This window comes from Streptomyces meridianus (genome assembly GCF_023703325.1).
Lineage (GTDB): Bacteria > Actinomycetota > Actinomycetes > Streptomycetales > Streptomycetaceae > Streptomyces > Streptomyces meridianus.
The window spans coordinates 118,577-133,669 of sequence record NZ_JAMQGM010000021.1; the positions used below are offsets into that span (position 1 = coordinate 118,577).

Here is a 15,093-nt window from a genome sequence, read left to right on the forward strand (position 1 = left end):
CGGGGACGGCCGGCCGCTGCGGGCCGTCCTGCGCAGCGCCCCTCAGGGACGGCGGCGGCGCAGCAGCCGGTTGACGACCACGGCAGAGGCGACGACCACCGCCGCGGCCGGTGCGGCCCAGCGGAGGGTGACACCGACGACGAGGGGCTCCGGTGCGGGCACGGGAGCGTAGCGGCCGCGCGGCGGAGCGTGGTCGACCTCCTCCGCGCTGCGTCCGACCATGGTGCGGCGGGCGAGCGCGCCGTCCGGGGGCGTCTCGGGGGCGCCGGGACCGTCCGCCGGGACCGGGGCCCCGGCGCCGGCGTCGCCGGGGGCTGTCCCGTCGGAGGCCGGCTCCTCGGATGCTGCCGGTCCGGCGGCCTGCTCCTCGGTGAACTCCTCGCCGGGTGCCTCCGCCGCGTCCCCCGTTCCGTCGGGGGCGGCGGAGCCGTTCACCGCCGCGGGGCCGGCGCGGCGCTCGTCGTCCACCGTGCGGCCGTCCGTGGCTTCCGGCGGGCCCGCAGGTCCCCGGGCTTCCGGCGCTGTGTCCTCCCCCGGCCCGTGGTCCCCGGGCGGCTCGGAGCCGGGTTCGGTGTCCGGCTCGGCTCCGGGCTCGGCGGCGCGGCGTTCCTCCGGCACCTCGGACGCAGGCTCGTCGGTGCCGGGCCGGGTTTCCCGGAGTACCGACGTCAGCCGGGTGCCGAACCGGTCGAGGAGCCGGCGGGCGGTCGCCGTCGCCGCCGCCGGGTCCGCATCGGCCAGCCTGCCCCTGCTGGTCACCGTGCCGGTGCAGCCGAGGATCGTGCCGCCCCTCGAGGAGGTCGGACGGATGATGAGGGCCACCTTCGCCGAGCCGTCCCCCCGGACCTCGGTGCCCTGAGCCTCGACCGTCAGATCGCCGCCGTCCTGCTCGGTGACCTGCAGGCTCCCGCGGTACGTGATGGTGGAGCCGGCTATCCGCAACCGCAGCCGGCCGATGAGCGTGTCCGGGGACTGCGCGGCCGCGTCGGCGTCCGGTTGGAGCCCCGGGACGCAGCGTGCGAGACGGGCAGGATCGACGAGGGCCTGCCGCACCGTGCCGGCCGGGAAGGGGACGAACACCTCATGCTCCATGGGAACGGAGCCTAACCGGCCGGGGCCCGGAGGCGTCCACCGTTGACGGGATTTTCGGGGCCGGACGGCGGTGTCAGTCCGTGTAGCGGGGGTGCATCAGCGTCGACGGCGGGAGACCGTTCGGGCGGCGGGCGGACGTCTCGCGCACCGCGTGCCGTACGGTCGCCGCGGTCAGGCCGCGCAGGCGCGGGCCGTCGGGCGGCGGCCCCGGGCGCACTGCGTCCCGGGCGGCGAGCACATATCCCTGTGCCCCTTCCCGGGCGGACCGCGGACGGGGACGCTCGGTGCGGCGTTCGGCGGGCGCGGGCCGTCCGGGACCCATCCGGTAGGGGGCGGTGCGCAGGCCCGCGGACCGGAGGGTCGCCTCGACGGTCCAGAACGAACGGTCCGGGCCGGCCCGGACGGCCAGCCTCCCGCCGTCGGCCATGACCCGGCGGACCAGGCCGTAGAACTCCTGCGAGTACAGCTTGGCGGTGTCGCCGCCGCCCGGGCTGGGCAGGTCGGAGACCACCACGTCGTACCGCGGGGGGTGCGGGGCCGCCGCCCGCTCGCGCAGCCAGGCGAAGGCGTCGGCCGTCACGGCGCGCACCCTGGGGTCGCCCAGGGCGCCGCCGTTGAGCTCGGTCAGTCCGGGATCGGTGCGGCCCAGCCGCAGCACGCCGGGGTCGCGGGCGACGACGGTCACGGACGTCACCTCCCGGTGGCGCAGTACCTCCCGCACGGCGAGCCCGTCGCCTCCGCCCAGGACGAGGACGTGGCGGCGCGGCCCGTTCATGGCGGGATGCACCAGGGCCTCGTACCGGTATCGGTCCCGGGCGCTCGCGCGCAGCCGTCCGTCGAGGTAGAGGGCGAGCGGGCGGCGCCGCTCCCCGCCGGCCCGGTCCGCGCCCACCCGGTCACGTCCGGTCCCGTCCGCGCGGTGTCCGGCCGGGGCGGCCCGGCCCGGTGGGCCGACCAGGACGACGTCCTGGACGTCGGTGCGCACCGCGACCCGCACGTCCGCCCCGTACACCGCCCGCCGGGCGGCGCTCTCGAACGGTCCGGCGGACACGGCGGCGGTGGCGAGCAGGGCGAGCACGACGGCGTTGACGACGACCAGCGCGGCGCGCTCGCGGCCGGTGAGGTCCCGGCGGAACAGCCAGAGCACCATCGCCCCGCCCGCCACGGTGTTCACCGCGCCGGTCAGCAGTGCGCCGTGCAGCTGGCCGAGGAGCGGGAGCAGGAGGAAGGGGAAGGCGAGCCCGCCGACGAGCGCGCCCACGTAGTCCGCGGCGAACAGGTCGGCGACGGCGCCTCCCGCGTCCTGGCGACGGATCCGCTGGATGAGGGTCATCAGCAGCGGGATCTCGGCGCCGATGAGCACGCCGATGAGGAGGGAGAAGCCGACGAGGGCCGTCCGCGACTGGTCGAACCAGGCGAAACTCGCGTAGAGCGCCATCGCCGAGGAGCCGCCGGTCAGTGCGAGCGCGGCTTCGAGCAGGCCGAAGCCGAGCACGGCCCGGCACCTCAGCCGCTTGGCCGCCAGCGATCCGATGCCCATGGCGAAGACCATGACCGACAGCACGACGGAGGTCTGGGTGACCGAGTCACCGGTCAAGTACGAGGCGAGGGCGACGAGTTCGAGTTCGTAGACGAGACCGCACGCCGCGCAGACGAAGGCGACCGCGAGGAGGAGCACACGGGCGACCGGGGCCGGCACGGGCAGCCGGGGCCGCCCGCTCCCGGTCGCCGGGGGACGGACCGCCGTGTGCTGCCGTGGTGCCGCCCCGGAGACGCTCAGCGCGGGCGGATCGATCATGCAGGGAACGCTACGTCACGGATTTCCGGCTGCCGGTCACCCACAAGGGTGGTGCAGAGACACGTTCAGGCCGGAACGCGCGCCGTGTGCTCCGGGTTTGCGACCCTCCGGTTCGCGCGGTCCGGAGGGCCGTACACCCGGCTGTCGGTGTGTCGGTGTCACGTCACAGCGCCGCGAGCGACCGGGGCCGAACCTGGGTACGGGTCACCACGAGCCGCCCCTCCTGCGGGTACGCGTGCCAGGTCCGCCATCCGATCCGCCCCTCCTGCCGCTGGGCCAGCAGCGCAGTGAAGGCGTGCGGGCTGCCGGGGAAGGTTCCGGCGAGTCCGTGCGGGTGGTGGGCCACCAGCGCGAGGAGTTCCTGCGCACGCCCTGCGAAGGCTCCCTCGGACAGGGTCTCGACGCGCGCCGCGAACTCGTAGTCCCAGTCGCCGACGCGCTTGGCCACGCCCAGGGGCAGCGGGGTGCGGCTGCCGGGGATGCAGGCCACCGTCTCGGAGCAACTGCCCTCCTCCTCAACGATGACCTGGTGGGATGCGCCGAGCAGTCGCAGTTGGACGGTGTAGGAGTCGAGTTGGACGTTCATGACCGCGAGAGCCGGCAACGGCTCCTTGCCGAGGCACCAGGCGAGATCGTCCGCGCGGGAGTCGGTGTAGGCGGTCTTGAGAGTGGTGAGCATGGTTCGGCTCCGCAAACACGCAGTGAGTTGGTGTGCCGGCCGTCCCGCGCATTTCCCGGGACGATCACCGGCTCGTGCCACGCAGGGGCCCGGGGACAGGGACCACTCGATGTCCGAGAGACGCGGACCACGTGAGCTCCGTTAGGGATACGGAATCATGAAATGCCCGGCGCACGAAGTGTTTTTGGGGTTCTCTGCCCGGTTTCCATCCCCCCGGGGGCCCCACGGCTCATCTGTTCACCGTAGGTGTTCCGGACAGCCGCCCGGTTCAGGTGCCTGACCGTCACATCCGGCGGCTTCCGCCGCCGGGCGTGCAGCGCCTCGCAGGCCCCCGGAGACCGGTTCGCAGGCGCCGCCCCGTGCCGGCGCCTGCGAACCCCGTCCGGTCCGTCAGCTGCTGCCCCCGCCGCAGGACGAACCGCCACCACCGCACGACGAACCGCCGCCGCACGACGAGCTGCTGCTGGAGCACGACGAGATGCTGCCGCACGACGAACCAACGGACGAACCGCCGTCGTACGACGAGCCGCCGCAGCCGTACCCGCTCGACGCGCCCCCGCCGCTGCCGGCCCACCAACTGCCGGAATCTCCCCGGCGGTTGCCCCGCCCTCTGCCCCGGCTGTTCCGCGGCTGGAGCGGACCGCCATCCCCACCGCTCCTGGCCAGCGCGATCACGACGATCAGACCCACGACGGCTATCACCGCGAAGACAAGGAATCCCATCGCCCCCACGCCCCTTCCGGTCCCCCGAAGCGAGCACCCCGCTTCTCGTGTGCCGGGGTGATGCCCCTGCCCTCCGTGCCCCAAAGCAGAGTTGAGGAAGTCCAGAGGTTCACCGCCCGGGGACCCGCAGCAGGGCAGCGGCTCAGCCCGCCCGGCCGCTCGCGGCCACGAGCTGCTCCACGGCTTTTCTCACCGATTCCGGGCGCCGGCAGAAGGAGAACCGGACGAGCCACGACGGCGCGTTCCCGCTCTGGTAGAAGGCCGAGGTCGGAATGGCCACCACACCTGCCCGCTCCGGGAGTTCACGGCAGAACCGGGTGCCGTCCCCGTACCCCCACGGGCGCACGTCTGCCTGCAGGAAGTAACCGGCCTCGGCACGGTAGGGGCGCAGCCCGGCGCGCTCGAGACCGGCGCTCAGCAGGTCCCGGTTGGCGGACAGGGTCTTCCGCAGCTCGGCCGCCCATTCCTCGACCGACCCGAGCATCCGGGCCAGCGCCTCCTGGTACGGGGTGCCCGAGGCGTAGGTGAGGAACTGCTTCGCGGACGCGACCGCACGGACCAGCGGGGCCGGTCCGCAGACCCAGCCGATCTTCCAGCCGGTGACGTTGAACGTCTTGCCTGCCGAGGAGATCGTCAGCGTCCGCCCGGCCATGCCCGGAAGCGAGGCCAGGGGGACGTGGCGGGCGTCGTCGTAGGCGAGGTGCTCGTAGACCTCGTCCGTCACGACGGTCAGTGCGTGTTCGCGGCACACGTCCGCGATCTCGGCGAGCTCGGCGGCCGTGAACACCTTGCCGGTGGGGTTGTGCGGCGTGTTCAGCACCAGAACCCGGGTGCGCGGGGTGACCGCGGCCCGCAGCGCGTCCGGATCGAGCGCGAAGCCGTCGCCGTCCACCGCCAGCGGCACCCCGACCAGCCGGGCACCGGCCAGCCGGGCACCCGCCGGATACGCGTCGTAGCAGGGATCGAAGGCCAGGACCTCGTCCCCCGGGTCGCACAGCGCCAGCAAGGCCGACGCCAGCGCCTCCGTCGCCCCCGTGGTGATCAGGACCTCGCCCTCCAGCCCGTAGCGCCGGAGCTGGTGCGCGGCAACGGCCTCGCGCAGGGCGGGGAAGCCGGTCGCGGGCGGGTACTGGTTGCTGCCCGCGAGGACCGCGTCCGCCACGTCCTTCAGCAGCACCGCCGGACTGTCCAGCTCGGGCACGCCCTGCCCGAGGTTCACGGCCCCGGTGCGCCGCGCCAGCTCGGTGAATTCGGTGAAGACGGACGTCCCCATGCCGCGCACCCGCGCCGCGGGGCCCCGGTCCGCCTCCACCTGGCCCTGTGCACCAACCGTCCCCTTCGCCTCCATGCGATCCCGCTCCCAGGTCGTGGCGTCGTCAGCCCGGCCCTGCTCCGGTCGCGGCGCACCGGCCGGAGCCGGGCGTGGTGCCCGCCGGGCCGGATCGCGACGTCCCGGCAGGGTCCGGGATCGAAGGCCCTCACCCTACGGCGTGCCCCGGTGCACCGGGGCCGGGGCAGACGGCCGGTGCAGGTCCGGGCCCGTGCCGGGCCGGCCGCCTGTGCACACGGCAGAGCCCGGCCGCCACCGTCCGTCGTGATGACGGCTCGGCGCGCGGCCGGGCTCTGCCGGAGAAAACAGTGCTGTGGCCGGCTTCGGCGCACACCATTTCCCTGGCCGGGCCGTCACGGTCCGGCCAGGATCCCGGAGCGTGTTCCTACTCGTCGTCCTTGGAGCCGTCCGGGCCGGAACCCTCGATGTCCTTCTCCAGACCGAGCTGCTCGACCACCCAGCGGTCGAACTCGATCGAGGCGCGCACCCAGCTGACGGTGCTGGACACGAAGTGCTCCAGGCTGACACCGGTGCCGATCAGCATCTGCGCCTCGCCGATGAGGCGGACGGTGCCGTCGTCGTTGGTGTGCGTGTAGACCTTCGGCCACAGGGTGCGGCGGTTCCAGTCGTCGATCGACTCGAGCAGCTGCACCTTGTCGTCGATCGAGTGCGGACGGTCGTAGAAGGTACGGACCGAGAAGACCTGCTGCTCCGCCTCGCCGCGGAACATGAAGTACGTCCGGAACTGCTCCCACGGAGCGGCGAGGTCACCCTCGTCGTCCACGACGTACTTCAGCTCCATCTGGTCGAGGAGCTGCTTGACCAGGTCCTGATCGGGGACGACGGGGCCCGTCGGCTCCGACGGCTGCGGTTCGGGCTGGCCCCCGAAATTCGGAATCGAGGACGGGTCGATGCTCACCGTGGTTATCCCTTCGTACGGTTACTGCCATCCTCCCTCACAACGGCCCCGATACCGCAACCCGGAGCGGTACGCATGCCGGAAGTCGCCGGTTCGGCCGGGTGCGGTGCGCCTTCCGTGGCGGACCGCACCCGTCCGGCCCCGTTCGCGGGCCGGGCGCAGGCGGCGTCAGCTCACGCGGCGGAGGCCTCGGCGCGGGTCACCGTCAGCCGGTCCCCATCGAGGCCGACCCGGACCGTGTCGCCGTCCTGGACCGTGCCGGCCAGGATCTCGCGCGCCAGCTGGTCGCCGATCGCGGTCTGGACGAGCCGGCGCAGCGGCCGCGCCCCGTACGACAGGTCCGGCCCGGCGGCCTCCTCGGAGGTGTGGCCGAGCAGCCCCAGCCAGTGCAGCGCGTCCTCGCTGACGTCCAGGGTGAGCCGGCGCGTGGCGAGCCGACGCTGGAGCTGGTCGAGCTGGAGCTTCGCGATCCGCTCCAGCTGGTCGGTGCCCAGTGGGTGGAACACCACCAGGTCGTCCAGCCGGTTGAGGAATTCCGGGCGGAACGACGTCCGCACGGTGTCCAGCACCCGCTTGCGCTTCTCCTCCTCGTCGAGCGCCGGGTCGACGAGGAACACCGACCCGAGGTTCGAGGTGAGGATGAGGATGGTGTTGCGGAAGTCGACCGTCCGCCCCTGGCCGTCCGTCAGCCTGCCGTCGTCCAGCACCTGGAGCAGGATGTCGAAGACCTCGTGGTGAGCCTTCTCGACCTCGTCGAGCAGCACCACGGTGTACGGCCGGCGCCGCACCGCCTCGGTCAGCTGGCCGCCCTCCTCGTACCCGACGTAGCCGGGCGGGGCTCCGACGAGCCGGGCCACGGAGTGCTTCTCGCTGTACTCGCTCATGTCGATGCGGACCATGGCCCGCTCATCGTCGAAGAGGAAGTCGGCCAGCGACTTGGCCAGCTCCGTCTTGCCGACACCGGTCGGGCCGAGGAAGAGGAAGGAACCCGTCGGCCGGTCGGGGTCGGAGACGCCGGCCCGGCTGCGGCGGACCGCGTCGGACACGGCCTGCACGGCCTCGCTCTGGCCGATCAGCCGCTTGCCCAGCTCGTCCTCCATGCGCAGCAGCTTCCGGGTCTCGCCCTCGAGCAGACGCCCGGCGGGGATGCCGGTCCAGGCGCTGACGACGTCCGCGATGTCGTCCGGGCCGACCTCCTCGCCGACCATCCCCTCCAGGGTCTTCTGCTCGGCCGTCGCCTCCTCCAGCTCCTTGCGGGTCTGCGGGATCACCTCGGAGCGCAACCGCCCCGGGGTCACCCAGTCTCCCGTCTCGGGGGCCTTGCGTTCGGCGAGTTCGAGTTCCGTCTGCAGCTCGTCGAGGCGCTTCTTCAGGTCGCCGACCCGGGTGTGGATCTCCTTCTCGGCGTTCCAGCGGGCCCGCAGCCCGCGTAGCTTCTCCTCCTTCTCCGCGCGGTCCTTGCGCAGCCGCTCCAGGCGCTCCGTCGCGTCCGGGGAGAGCTCCTTCTCGCGGTCCGGCTTCTTCAGGAACTTGCGCGAGCCGTCCCCGTCGGCCTCGATCGCCAGCAGCGACTCCTCCTCCATCATCAGCCGGTCGACGGCGCGCTGGAGCTCGTCGATCTCGACCGGCGAGGAGTCGATCTCCATCTGGAGCCGGGAGGACGCCTCGTCGACCAGGTCGATCGCCTTGTCGGGGAGGAAGCGGGAGGTGATGTAGCGGTCGGAGAGGGTGGCGGCGGCCACCAGGGCCGAGTCGGCGATCTGCACCCCGTGATGGGCCTCGTAGCGGCCCTTGAGCCCGCGGAGGATCGCGATCGAGTCCTCGACGGTCGGCTCCGCGACCATCACCTGCTGGAAGCGGCGCTCGAGCGCCGGATCCTTCTCGATCCGCTCCCGGTACTCGTCGAGCGTGGTGGCGCCGACCATGCGCAGCTCCCCGCGGGCGAGCATCGGCTTGAGCATGTTGCCGGCGTCCATCGCGGAGTCGCCGCCCGCGCCCGCACCGACGACCGTGTGCAGCTCGTCGATGAACGTGATGATGCGGCCTTCGCTGTCCTTGATCTCGGCCAGGACCGTCTTCAGCCGCTCCTCGAACTCACCGCGGTACTTGGCCCCGGCCAGCATGGCGCCGATGTCGAGTGCGACCAGCCGCTTGTCCTTCAGCGACTCGGGCACGTCGCCCTTCACGATCCGCTGGGCCAGGCCCTCGACGACGGCGGTCTTGCCGACGCCCGGTTCGCCGATGAGCACCGGGTTGTTCTTCGTGCGCCGGGACAGCACCTGGATGACCCGGCGGATCTCCTGGTCACGGCCGATGACGGGGTCGAGCCTGCCCTCGCGGGCGATGGCGGTGAAGTCGGTGCCGAACTTCTCCAGGGCCTTGTAGGTGCCCTCCGGGTCGGGCGTGGTCACGCGTCGTCCTCCACGGTTGGTCTGGAAGGCGTCGAGCAGCCTGTCGGCACTCGCGCCCTGCTGATCGAGGAGCTCACCGGCCGGGCCGCCCTTGGCCGCGACGCCGATGAGCAGGTGCTCGGTGGAGATGTACTCGTCGCCGAGCTCCTTGGCCCGCTCGGCCGCGTCCGCGACGACCGCCAGCAGGCCGCGGTCGGGCTGGGGCGGGGAGACGGTGGAGCCCTGCACGCTGGGCAGCGAGCCGAGCAGCCGCTCGGCGCCCGAACGCACGGCGGCCTGGTCGGCCTCGACCGCTGCCAGCATGTCGCGGATGCTCTCGTTGTCCTGCCCCTCCAGCAGGGCGAGCAGCAGATGCACCGGGGTGATGTCCGGGTTCCCGGACGACACCGCGCGGCTGCCGGCGGAGTTGATCGCGTCCTGGCTCTTGTTGGTCAGCTCGGCGTCCACGTCGTCTGCTCCTCCTTCGCGATCGGCCTGCGACGACATCCATACTGCTTGAATCAACGTATATTAACTTGAGCCCATTCCGCTCAAGTTTGCTCCCGCCCCTTGAGCGGGCGGGAGCGACAGCCGGTGACTAGGCTTCTGATCATGGCGGCGGACGTGCACACCCCGGAATACCTGGAGTTCTGGCGCGAGTACCACCTGTGCACGCTCACCACGCTGCGGCCGGACGGCAGCCCGCACGTCGTCCCCGTCGGCGTCACCTACGACCCCGGGGCCGGGATCGCCCGGGTGATCACCAACCGGCACAGCCGCAAGGCGGCCCATGTACGGGCCGCCGGAGCGGCAGGCGCGCCCGTCGCCGTCTGCCAGGTGCACCGACGCCGCTGGGCCACCCTCGAGGGCCGGGCCGTCGTGCGTACCGAGCCGGCGCAGATCGCGGACGCCGTCCGGCGCTATGCCGAGCGCTACGAGCGCATGCCCCGGCCCAACCCCGATCGCGTGGTCATCGAGATCACCGTGACCAGGGCCATGGGGCGGGGTTGACGTTCTGCGGCCCGCGAGCCGGAACGGGGGTCCCGGCTCGCAGGCCCCGATCCGACCGGCCGCTGCCGGCTCTGCCTGCCTCTCCATGGCGCCGCCCGCCGCGAGGCGGGGCTCGGGTCGTCCGGTGCGTACCGGGCGAGCCGAGCAGGGCGGGACCGGAGAGGGACCGGCCCTACGCCGGGGTCATCTTCTGTTCGTCGATGACCTCGAGGTTCAGGAACCTCGGTCCTCCGGTGCACAGTTCCTTCATCCGGGCCGCAACCTGCTTGGTCTCGGGCAACTCGTTGTTGCGCATCGCCGCCTCGTAGGAAGGGAACTCGACGATGTCGACGTAGTGGTTCGGCCGGTCACGGTCCTTGGTGTGGAACTCGTGGGTGAGGGTGCGCTTGCCCTCCGTCGCCTTGATGAACTCCTCGTAGAGCGGCGCGAGCTCCTCCTCCCGCGTGGTCTCGTACTCGATCAACTGGACGAACGTCATCCCGACCAGCCTCCAGACTGTGGATTGCCGTACTTCCATGGTGCGCCGCCCACGGGCGGCGCGCAGCGGGGGAACCGGGCCCGGGCCGACCGGCCCGCAGAACCCCGCGCACCCCAGCGGACGTGCGCAATTCCCGGCTCCGGGCGACTCTTGAGATGCGACGTGGAGGCGACCGCTTCCGGAGGACGGTGGGCACATGAGGCGGACCGAGATGGGAACCCTGCATCGCTGGCTGTACCGCTTTGTCCTGGCGGTCCTGATCCTGTCCGTGGCCCTCGGGATCCTGCTCTATTTCTTCTGGGCGTCCTGAGGCCGGAAGGCCCCCCGCACACCTGCTTCCCGCACCGGTCGCCCGGACACCGGGCCGCGGGGACACCCTGCCCGCACGCAGCAGAGGGCCGGAGGAGCGCCAACCGCGCCTCCGGCCCTCCGGCCGTCGCTTCTCCGGCTACTCGGCCCGCTTGGGCCGCCACACCACGAGCGCACTCGTCGGGTGCACGTCCTGGTACGGCACCAGGTCGCGCCGGTACGAGGCGTGCACCGCGGCCTCGCGCTGCTGCATCGCGGCCGCGGCGCCCTCCACCGCCTGCGAGAGCTCGGCGACCCGCGCCTGCAACGCGGCCACCTGGTTCTCGAGTTCGATGATGCGCTTGATGCCGGCCAGGTTGATGCCCTCGTCCTGGCTCAGCTGCTGCACCTGCCGGAGCAGTTCGATGTCGCGAGCGGAGTAGCGCCGCCCGCGCCCGGCCGTCCGGTCCGGGGAGACGAGGCCGAGCCGGTCGTACTGCCGCAACGTCTGCGGGTGCAGCCCGGAGAGCTGCGCGGCGACCGAAATGACGTAGACCGGGGATTCGTCCGTCAGCTGGTACGGGTTGCGGTTCCTGGATCCGGGCCCGGGACCGCGCACACCTCGGCCGTCCATCTCATGCTCCCTTCGCGGCCTGGAACAACTCCGCCCGCGGGTTCTCGCCCGCGGTCGCCTCGGCGTAGGACTCCAGCGCCTCACGCGCCTTGCCCCCGAGATCCTTGGGTACCACGACCTCCACGGTGACCAACAGGTCTCCGCGCGAACCGTCCTTGCGCACCGCTCCCTTGCCGCGGGCGCGCATGGTGCGGCCGTTGGGGGTGCCCGCAGGCAGCCGCAGCGTCACCGGCGGCCCTCCGAGGGTCGGGACCTTGACCTCTCCGCCGAGCGCGGCCTCCGGGTAGGTGACCGGCACGGTGACGGTGAGGTTGTCGCCCCTGCGCCCGAAGACCGGGTGCGCGTCGACGTGCACGACCACGTACAGGTCGCCGTTCGGGCCACCGCGCTCGCCCGGCGCGCCCTTGCCCCGCAGCCGGATCCGCTGCCCGTCCGACACCCCGGCCGGGATGCGGACCTGCATGGTGCGCGAACTCGTCGCGCGCCCGCTGCCCTTGCAGACGGTGCAGGGGTTCTCGGCGATCAGGCCGCGGCCCTTGCAGTCGACGCACGGCTCGGTGAGGGAGAAACCGCCCCCGCCGCCCCGAGAGACCTGCCCGGTGCCGACGCAGGTCGGGCACACCCGCGGGGTGCCGTCCTTGTCACCGGTTCCCGAACACGCCTTGCACGCCGCCGAACTGGACATCCGCAGCGGAACCGTGGCTCCGTCCACCGCCTCGGTGAAGCTCAGCGTCACCTCGGACTCGACGTCCTGCCCCCGGCGGGGCTGGGTACGGGCGCCGGGCCCGCCCCGGTTGAACAGGCCCCCGAAGACGTCACCGAGCCCGCCGCCGAAGCCACCGGCGGCGCCCCCGCCCTGGGCGCCCCCGAAGAGGTCGCCCAGGTCGAAGTCGAAGCCGCCGGCCCCCGCGCCGCCCGGCCCGGGGCGGAATCCCCCGTTGCCGAACAGTGCGCGCGCCTCGTCGTACTCCTTGCGGCGTTTGGGATCGGCCAGGACGTCGTTCGCCTCGGAGACCTCCTTGAAGCGCTCCTCGGCTTTGGCGTCGCCCTTGTTGGCGTCCGGGTGCAGCTCGCGGGCGAGCTTCCGGTACGCCTTCTTGATCTCCGCCTCGGTGGCGTCCTTCGGGACGCCGAGGACCTTGTAGAGGTCCTTTTCCAGCAAGTCCCTGCTCAAGCCCATCCTCGACGTCCCTCCTCTCCTGCGCCGTCAGCCCTGCTCGGGGCCACCGTTCTCCTCGTCAGGCGTTGCGCCGTCCTGTGCCTCGCCCTTGGGCTGGGCACCCGGCTGGGGTTCGGCGACGGCGACCCGCGCGGGGCGGATCGTCCGCTCGCCGATGCGATACCCCGGCTGGAGGATCGACACGCACGTCGTCTCGGTGACGTCGGGCGCATAACTGTGCATCAACGCCTCGTGGACCAGCGGGTCGAAGGGCTCGCCCTCCTTGCCGAACTGCATCAGGCCCATCTTGGCGACGACCGTCTCGAGCGACTCGGCGACCGACTTGAAGCCGCCGACCAGCTCGCCGTGTTCCCGCGCACGGCCGATGTCGTCGAGCACCGGCAGCAGATCGGTCAGGAGGTTCGCGACGGCGACCTCCTTCACGGTGATGCGGTCGCGCTCCACGCGGCGGCGGTAGTTCTGGTACTCCGCCTGGAGCCGCTGAAGGTCGGCCGTGCGCTCGTTGAGCGCCATGCGCACCTGGTCCAGCTGAGCCTGAAGACCCACCTGCTGTATGTCCCCGGCCGCGGCCGCCGGGTCGGGGGACCCGGCGGCCTGCGCCACGTCGTCGGCAGCCTCGGTGCCGGGCCCCTCCTCGCCGAAGGGGGACGAGGAGGGAACCTCGGGCTGCTCGTCGAAGCCCGGTGTCTCCTCCGTCACGCAGCACCACCCTTACCCTTGTCGGCCTTCTCGTCGTCGACGATCTCGGCGTCCACGACGTCTTCCTGGGCGTCACCGGCCGCACCGGCGGCAGCGCCGTCGGCACCCGGGGTCGCGCCCTCGGCCTGGGCGTTGGCGTACATCGCCTGGCCCAGCTTCTGGCTGACCGCGGCGACCTTCTCGGTGGCCTCTCGGATCGCGGCGATGTCCTCGCCCTTGAGCTTCTCCTTGAGGTCGGAGAGCCCGTCCTCGACCTCGGTCTTCACGTCACCCGGGACCTTGTCCTCGTTGTCCTTGAGGAACTTGTCCGTCTGGTAGACGAGCTGCTCGGCCTGGTTGCGGGTCTCGGCGGCCTCGCGGCGCTTGTGGTCCTCGTCCGCGTACTGCTCGGCCTCGCGCATCATGCGCTCGATGTCGTCCTTCGGCAGCGCCGAGCCACCGGTGACGGTCATGCGCTGCTCCTTGCCGGTCCCGAGGTCCTTGGCGGAGACGTGCATGATGCCGTTGGCGTCGATGTCGAAGGAGACCTCGATCTGCGGCACGTTGCGGGGCGCCGGCGGCAGGCCGGTCAGCTCGAACATCCCGAGCTTCTTGTTGTACGCCGCGATCTCGCGCTCGCCCTGGTAGACCTGGATCTGCACGGACGGCTGGTTGTCCTCGGCCGTCGTGAAGATCTCGGAGCGCTTGGTCGGGATCGTGGTGTTGCGCTCGATGAGCTTGGTCATGATGCCGCCCTTGGTCTCGATGCCGAGGGACAGCGGGGTGACGTCGAGCAGGAGGACGTCCTTGACCTCGCCCTTGAGGACACCGGCCTGGAGCGAGGCGCCGATGGCGACGACCTCGTCCGGGTTGACGCCCTTGTTGGCCTCCTTGCCGCCGGTCAGCTCCTTGACGAGCTCGGCGACGGCGGGCATACGGGTCGAACCGCCGACGAGGACCACGTGGTCGATCTCGGACAGCGCGATGCCGGCGTCCTTGATGACGTTGTGGAACGGGGTCTTGCAGCGCTCGAGCAGGTCGGAGGTGAGCTGCTGGAACTGGGCTCGGGTGAGCTTCTCGTCCAGGTGCAGCGGGCCCTCGGCCGACGCCGTGATGTAGGGCAGGTTGATCGTCGTCTCGGAGGACGAGGACAGCTCGATCTTCGCCTTCTCGGCGGCCTCGCGCAGACGCTGGAGCGCCATCTTGTCCTTGGACAGGTCGACGCCGTGCCCGTTCTGGAACTGCTTGACCAGGTAGTCGACGACGCGCTGGTCCCAGTCGTCACCACCGAGGTGGTTGTCACCGTTGGTGGCCTTGACCTCCACCACGCCGTCGCCGATCTCCAGCAGCGAGACGTCGAAGGTGCCACCGCCGAGGTCGAAGACCAGGATGGTCTGGTCGTCCTTCTCGAAGCCGTAGGCGAGGGCGGCCGCGGTCGGCTCGTTGACGATGCGCAGGACGTTCAGACCCGCGATCTCACCGGCCTCCTTGGTGGCCTGCCGCTCGTGGTCGTTGAAGTACGCCGGGACGGTGATGACCGCGTCCGTGACCTTCTCGCCGAGGTAGGACTCCGCGTCACGCTTCAGCTTCTGCAGGATGAACGCAGAGATCTGCTGCGGGTTGAAGTCCTTGTCGTCCAGGTTGATCTTCCAGTCGGTGCCCATGTGGCGCTTGACCGAGCGGATCGTCCTGTCGACGTTGGTGACGGCCTGGCGCTTGGCGACCTCGCCCACCAGCACCTCGCCGTTCTTGGCGAAGGCGACGACGGACGGCGTGGTCCTGGCGCCCTCGGCGTTGGTGATGACGGTGGGCTCACCGCCTTCGAGAACACTGACGACGGAGTTCGTCGTGCCCAGGTCGATGCCGACCGCACGTGCCATGTCAATCCTCCAG

At 71.8% G+C, this 15,093-nt stretch carries 13 protein-coding genes; 1 reads left to right on the forward strand and 12 read right to left on the reverse strand.

Translation table 11 applies throughout. The features are described from left to right. Positions 1–42: 42 nt before the first annotated feature. The 7 genes from M1E25_RS10410 to M1E25_RS10440 all read right to left on the reverse strand — a co-directional run bounded on the left by M1E25_RS10410 (position 43) and on the right by M1E25_RS10440 (position 9,399). Positions 43–1,092: a hypothetical protein gene (locus tag M1E25_RS10410; protein WP_251413035.1), complete on the reverse strand. Its 1,050-nt coding sequence runs from the start codon at positions 1,090–1,092 to the stop codon at positions 43–45. 73 nt (positions 1,093–1,165) lie between these two features. Then, positions 1,166–2,890, reverse strand: a complete 1,725-nt coding sequence (locus M1E25_RS10415) for a spermine/spermidine synthase domain-containing protein (RefSeq protein ID WP_251413040.1) — start codon at positions 2,888–2,890, stop codon at positions 1,166–1,168. Positions 2,891–3,053: 163 nt separating this feature from the next. After that, positions 3,054–3,569 carry a DUF2617 family protein gene (locus M1E25_RS10420; RefSeq protein ID WP_251413042.1) on the reverse strand — a complete coding sequence of 172 codons (516 nt, stop codon included), beginning with the start codon at positions 3,567–3,569 and terminating at the stop codon, positions 3,054–3,056. Between the two features lie 283 nt (positions 3,570–3,852). After that, positions 3,853–4,146 (reverse strand): hypothetical protein, encoded by a 294-nt coding sequence (locus M1E25_RS10425; protein ID WP_251413043.1) that lies wholly within the window; start codon positions 4,144–4,146, stop codon positions 3,853–3,855. 288 nt (positions 4,147–4,434) lie between these two features. Further along, a complete protein-coding gene (locus tag M1E25_RS10430; RefSeq protein ID WP_251413045.1) occupies positions 4,435–5,640 on the reverse strand; it encodes an aminotransferase class I/II-fold pyridoxal phosphate-dependent enzyme in 1,206 nt (401 codons plus the stop codon). 367 nt (positions 5,641–6,007) lie between these two features. Beyond that, positions 6,008–6,541 (reverse strand): type III secretion system chaperone family protein, encoded by a 534-nt coding sequence (locus M1E25_RS10435; protein ID WP_251413047.1) that lies wholly within the window; start codon positions 6,539–6,541, stop codon positions 6,008–6,010. 173 nt (positions 6,542–6,714) lie between these two features. Next, positions 6,715–9,399: an ATP-dependent Clp protease ATP-binding subunit gene (locus M1E25_RS10440; RefSeq protein WP_251413048.1), complete on the reverse strand. Its 2,685-nt coding sequence runs from the start codon at positions 9,397–9,399 to the stop codon at positions 6,715–6,717. A gap of 144 nt (positions 9,400–9,543) precedes the next feature. Here M1E25_RS10440 and M1E25_RS10445 point away from each other — a divergent pair, with 144 nt between their 5' ends. Next, positions 9,544–9,942: a pyridoxamine 5'-phosphate oxidase family protein gene (locus tag M1E25_RS10445; RefSeq protein WP_251413117.1), complete on the forward strand. Its 399-nt coding sequence runs from the start codon at positions 9,544–9,546 to the stop codon at positions 9,940–9,942. Positions 9,943–10,114: 172 nt separating this feature from the next. Here the strand turns inward: M1E25_RS10445 and M1E25_RS10450 are convergent, their stop codons facing one another. From M1E25_RS10450 to dnaK, 5 genes are all read right to left on the reverse strand, one after another. Continuing rightward, complete coding sequence (locus M1E25_RS10450; protein ID WP_251413050.1) at positions 10,115–10,420, reverse strand: hypothetical protein; 306 nt, start codon at positions 10,418–10,420, stop codon at positions 10,115–10,117. A gap of 448 nt (positions 10,421–10,868) precedes the next feature. After that, positions 10,869–11,342, reverse strand: a complete 474-nt coding sequence (locus M1E25_RS10455) for a heat shock protein transcriptional repressor HspR (protein ID WP_251413051.1) — start codon at positions 11,340–11,342, stop codon at positions 10,869–10,871. Position 11,343: 1 nt separating this feature from the next. Then, positions 11,344–12,516 (reverse strand): molecular chaperone DnaJ, encoded by a 1,173-nt coding sequence (gene dnaJ / locus M1E25_RS10460; protein WP_251413054.1) that lies wholly within the window; start codon positions 12,514–12,516, stop codon positions 11,344–11,346. 33 nt (positions 12,517–12,549) lie between these two features. Then, positions 12,550–13,221, reverse strand: coding sequence for a nucleotide exchange factor GrpE (gene grpE / locus M1E25_RS10465; RefSeq protein WP_251413058.1), 672 nt, complete (start codon positions 13,219–13,221; stop codon positions 12,550–12,552). After that, positions 13,218–15,080, reverse strand: a complete 1,863-nt coding sequence (dnaK, locus tag M1E25_RS10470; RefSeq protein ID WP_251413060.1) for a molecular chaperone DnaK — start codon at positions 15,078–15,080, stop codon at positions 13,218–13,220. Before dnaK ends, grpE begins: the two co-directional genes overlap by 4 nt. Positions 15,081–15,093 lie beyond the last annotated feature (13 nt).

What these genes read in the sequence shown, in the direction of transcription:
- M1E25_RS10410 (WP_251413035.1), bottom strand. Translation starts at nt 1,092, where the DNA reads ATGGAGCATGAGGTGTTCGTCCCCTTCCCGGCCGGCACGGTGCGGCAG.
- M1E25_RS10415 (WP_251413040.1), bottom strand. Translation starts at nt 2,890, where the DNA reads ATGATCGATCCGCCCGCGCTGAGCGTCTCCGGGGCGGCACCACGGCAG.
- M1E25_RS10420 (WP_251413042.1), bottom strand. Translation starts at nt 3,569, where the DNA reads ATGCTCACCACTCTCAAGACCGCCTACACCGACTCCCGCGCGGACGAT.
- M1E25_RS10430 (WP_251413045.1), bottom strand. Translation starts at nt 5,640, where the DNA reads ATGGAGGCGAAGGGGACGGTTGGTGCACAGGGCCAGGTGGAGGCGGAC.
- M1E25_RS10445 (WP_251413117.1), top strand. Translation starts at nt 9,544, where the DNA reads ATGGCGGCGGACGTGCACACCCCGGAATACCTGGAGTTCTGGCGCGAG.
- M1E25_RS10450 (WP_251413050.1), bottom strand. Translation starts at nt 10,420, where the DNA reads ATGACGTTCGTCCAGTTGATCGAGTACGAGACCACGCGGGAGGAGGAG.
- M1E25_RS10455 (WP_251413051.1), bottom strand. Translation starts at nt 11,342, where the DNA reads ATGGACGGCCGAGGTGTGCGCGGTCCCGGGCCCGGATCCAGGAACCGC.
- dnaK (WP_251413060.1), bottom strand. Translation starts at nt 15,080, where the DNA reads ATGGCACGTGCGGTCGGCATCGACCTGGGCACGACGAACTCCGTCGTC.